This window comes from Acinetobacter calcoaceticus, assembly GCF_016508255.1.
In the GTDB taxonomy this organism is placed as follows: domain Bacteria; phylum Pseudomonadota; class Gammaproteobacteria; order Pseudomonadales; family Moraxellaceae; genus Acinetobacter; species Acinetobacter calcoaceticus_E.
In genome coordinates this window covers 1-528 of sequence record NZ_JADVKT010000022.1, presented here as the reverse complement: position 1 = coordinate 528, position 528 = coordinate 1, and the positions used below count along the sequence as shown (strand labels likewise).

The 528-nt window shown below is 40.3% G+C and carries 1 pseudogene; it reads right to left on the bottom strand.

What is annotated here, in order from left to right:
• Positions 1-428: 428 nt before the first annotated feature.
• A pseudogene (locus tag I5515_RS17435) lies at positions 429-528 on the bottom strand (3-oxoadipate CoA-transferase); the annotation flags it as partial.

Below are 528 nucleotides of genomic sequence, written 5' to 3'. Positions count from 1 at the left end.
GATGATATAAGCGTTTTTCATTCTAACTTTTGTCCTTTACTTCAGGCCTTTTTAGCCATTCTCCGTAAGTATTTCGCGGTGGCGACATGGATGTCGCCTCGTTGCTCAGCACAACAGGGATGTTGTGTCTGAGTAACAAAGGTTTTTGGTTACTTTTTTAAAAAAGTGACACGAATTAGCTGATGGCATCTGGCTTAAACAGATAAGACTCCGTTGAGATGCTTTATAAGTTTTCATATCAACGAATATCATCACGGCTGTAATTTACTGTGATATCCATAAGTCTGTTGTATAAGCGATACCTTACTTTTGAAAGGTCAAAAGTAACAAAAACCTTTGTTGAACAGAGGAGGCTTCTTTGCCTCCCTGTCCAACGGGCGACATTCATGTCGCCTGTCACGATAGTTACTGCTATTTAAACCTTACCCTTAAGTCGCATCAATTAAAGTTGCACCTGTTAAAGCCTGTAGCTCTTCAAAGCTAAGACCTTCCACTTTCTCAAGCACCTTTAAACCATCTTTGGTCACG